This window comes from Pseudomonas sp. NPDC087626 (assembly GCF_044743405.1).
Classification (GTDB): Bacteria; Pseudomonadota; Gammaproteobacteria; order Pseudomonadales; family Pseudomonadaceae; genus Aquipseudomonas.
In genome coordinates, this window is record NZ_JBIUWJ010000068.1 from 1 (window position 1) to 3,887 (window position 3,887).

Sequence of the window (3,887 nt, forward strand, 5' to 3'; positions counted from 1 at the left end):
GTGCTTGGCGACGAGGCAGTGGTCAAGGTTGGCGACACCCTCACCGAGGTGAAAGCCACCCTGACTGTGGATAAATCCACTGTCGCCGAGGGCGGTGAAGTTACTTACACCGTGACCCTGACCAACGCTGCCGGCATGCCGATGGCGAGCCATGGTCCTCTGGAGTTCACGCTGACCGATGGCACCGTGGTGAAAATCCCGGCTAACGGCACCAGCGGTACTGCAGTCGTCACCGCCAAAGACAACATCTTCACCGGCGGCCAGGACGCGATCGTCAACAAACTCGAGTCGGTTTCGGCCAACAACTTCGAGAAGCTGACCTTGGGCGATACCACGCTGACTACCAGCGTGACGGACGAGCCAGGCTCGGGTGATCCAAAAGATCCGGCTAACGAAGGCGACAAGATCACCGTCACCATCGAAAGCAATGGCGATGTACTGGAAAATGCTGCACCGAAGTTCACGGTGAAAGTCGACCAGGAACTCAAGCAAGACCTGACCGTAACCTTGAGCAACGGTGCAACCGTGGTGATCAAAGCCGGCACCACCAGCGTGCCGTACGAGCTGAAAGCCCAGGGCGACGACGTCTACAAAGACGGCGAAACCATCAAGCTGAGCGTCACTGACGCAACGGTTCCAGGCAAGTCCTTCGAGAATCTGGTGCTCGGCGACGAGGCTGTGGTCAAAGTTGGCGACACCCTCACTGAGGTGAAAGCCACCCTGACGGTGGATAAAACCACTGTCGCCGAAGGTGGTGAAGTTACTTACACCGTAACCCTGACCAACGCCGCTGGCATGCCGATGGCCAGCCATGGTCCTCTGGAGTTCACGCTGACCGATGGCACCGTGGTGAAAATCCCGGCTAACGGCACCAGCGGCACTGCCGTGGTCACCGCCAAAGACAACATCTTCACCGGCGGCCAGGATGCGATCGTCAATAAACTCGAGTCGGTCTCCTCGAACAACTTCGAGAAACTGACCCTGGGTGATACCACGCTGACCACTTCGGTCACTGACGAGCCAGGTACTGACGGCGACAAGATCACTGTCACCATCGAAAGCAACGGCGACGTGCTGGAAAACGCTGCACCGAAGTTCACCGTCAAAGTCGATCAGGAACTCAAGCAAGACCTGACCGTGACCTTGAGCAACGGCGCCGTTGTTGTGATCAAAGCTGGCACCACCAGCGTTCCATACGAGCTGAAAGCCCAGGGCGACGACGTCTACAAAGACGGCGAAACCATCAAGCTGAGCGTCACTGACGCAACGGTTCCAGGTAAATCGTTCGAGAACCTGGTGCTTGGCGACGAGGCAGTGGTCAAAGTTGGCGACACCCTCACTGAGGTGAAAGCCACCCTGACGGTGGATAAAACCACTGTCGCTGAAGGTGGTGAAGTCACTTACACCGTGACGCTGACCAACGCCGCCGGCATGCCGATGGCCAGCCACGGCGAGTTGACCTTCAAACTCACCGACGGCACCGAGATCAAGATCCCGGCCAACAGCACCACCGGCACGGCCGTGGTCACCGCCAAAGACAACATCTTCACCGGCGGCCAGGACGCGATCGTCAACAAGCTCGAGTCGGTTTCGGCTAACAACTTCGAGAAGCTGACACTGGGCGACACGACGTTGACCACTTCGGTCACCGACGAGCCTGGTTCGGGCGATCCAAAAGACCCGGCTAACGAAGGCGACAAGATCACCGTCACCATCGAAAGCAACGGCGATGTGCTGGAAAACGCTGCGCCTAAGTTCACCGCCAAAGTCGATCAGGAACTCAAGCAAGACCTGACCGTCACCCTGAGCAACGGCGCGACCGTGGTGATCAAAGCGGGCACCACCAGCGTGCCGTACGAACTGAAAGCCCAGGGCGACGACGTCTACAAAGACGGCGAAACCATCAAGCTCAGCGTCACTGACGCAACGGTTCCGGGCAAGTCGTTCGAAAACCTGGTGCTCGGCGACGAGGCTGTGGTCAAGGTGGGCGACACCCTCACTGAGGTGAAAGCCACCCTGACTGTGGATAAATCCACCGTCGCCGAAGGTGGTGAAGTCACCTACACCGTGACCCTGACCAACGCTGCTGGCATGCCAATGGCCAGCCACGGAGAGTTGACCTTCACACTCACCGACGGCACCGAGATCAAGATCCCGGCTAACGGCACCACCGGCACTGCAGTGGTCACCGCCAAAGACAACATCTTCACCGGCGGCCAGGATGCGATCGTCAACAAGCTCGAGTCGGTTTCGGCTAACAATTTCGAGAAGCTGACCCTCGGCGACACGACGTTGACCACTTCGGTCACTGACGAACCAGGCTCGGGCGATCCAAAAGATCCGGCCAACGAAGGCGACAAAATCACCGTCACCATCGAAAGCAACGGCGACGTGCTGGAAAACGCTGCGCCGAAGTTCACCGTCAAAGTCGATCAGGAACTGAAACAAGACCTGACCGTCACCCTGAGCAACGGTGCAACCGTGGTGATCAAGGCCGGCACCACCAGCGTGCCGTACGAACTGAAAGCCCAGGGCGACGACGTCTACAAAGACGGCGAAACCATCAAACTGAGCGTCACTGACGCAACGGTTCCAGGTCAGTCGTTCGAAAACCTGGTGCTTGGCGACGAGGCAGTGGTCAAGGTTGGCGACACCCTCACCGAGGTGAAAGCCACCCTGACTGTGGATAAATCCACTGTCGCCGAAGGTGGTGACGTCACTTACACCGTGACCCTGACCAACGCTGCCGGCATGCCGATGGCGAGCCATGGTCCTCTGGAGTTCACGCTGACCGATGGCACCGTGGTGAAAATCCCGGCTAACGGCACCAGCGGTACTGCAGTCGTCACCGCCAAAGACAACATCTTCACCGGCGGCCAGGATGCAATCGTCAACAAACTCGAGTCGGTTTCGGCCAACAACTTCGAGAAGCTGACCTTGGGCGATACCACGCTGACTACCAGCGTGACGGACGAGCCAGGCTCGGGTGATCCAAAAGATCCGGCTAACGAAGGCGACAAGATCACCGTCACCATCGAAAGCAATGGCGATGTACTGGAAAATGCTGCACCGAAGTTCACCGTCAAAGTGGATCAGGAACTCAAGCAAGACCTGACCGTAACCTTGAGCAACGGTGCAACCGTGGTGATCAAAGCCGGCACCACCAGCGTGCCGTACGAGCTGAAAGCCCAGGGCGACGACGTCTACAAAGACGGCGAAACCATCAAGCTGAGCGTCACTGACGCAACGGTTCCAGGCAAGTCCTTCGAGAATCTGGTGCTCGGCGACGAGGCTGTGGTCAAAGTTGGCGACACCCTCACTGAGGTGAAAGCCACCCTGACGGTGGATAAATCCACCGTCGCTGAGGGCGGTGAAGTCACCTACACCGTGACCCTGACCAACGCTGCTGGCATGCCGATGGCGAGCCACGGCGAGTTGACCTTCAAACTCACCGACGGCACCGAGATCAAGATCCCGGCTAACGGCACCAGTGGCACTGCCGTGGTCACCGCCAAAGACAACATCTTCACCGGCGGTCAGGATGCGATCGTCAACAAACTCGAGTCGGTTTCGGCCAACAACTTCGAGAAGCTGACCCTCGGCAAAGACCAGTTCACCACCACTGTCACTGACGAGCCAGGTACTGACGGCGACAAGATCACTGTCACCATCGAAAGCAACGGCGATGTGCTGGAAAACGCTGCTCCGAAGTTCACGGTGAAAGTCGACCAGGAACTCAAGCAAGACCTGACCGTCACCCTGAGCAACGGCGCGACCGTCGTGATCAAAGCCGGCACCACCAGCGTTCCATACGAGCTGAAAGCCCAAGGCGACGACGTTTACAAAGACGGCGAAACCATCAAGCTCAGCGTCACTGACGCAACAGT

General features: G+C 58.2%; 1 protein-coding gene. It reads left to right on the plus strand.

Translation table 11 applies throughout. The features are described 5' to 3' along the window. A partial coding sequence (locus tag ACIOVD_RS27840; RefSeq protein ID WP_401131379.1) for an immunoglobulin-like domain-containing protein occupies window positions 1–3,887 on the plus strand: 3,887 nt, incomplete at both ends.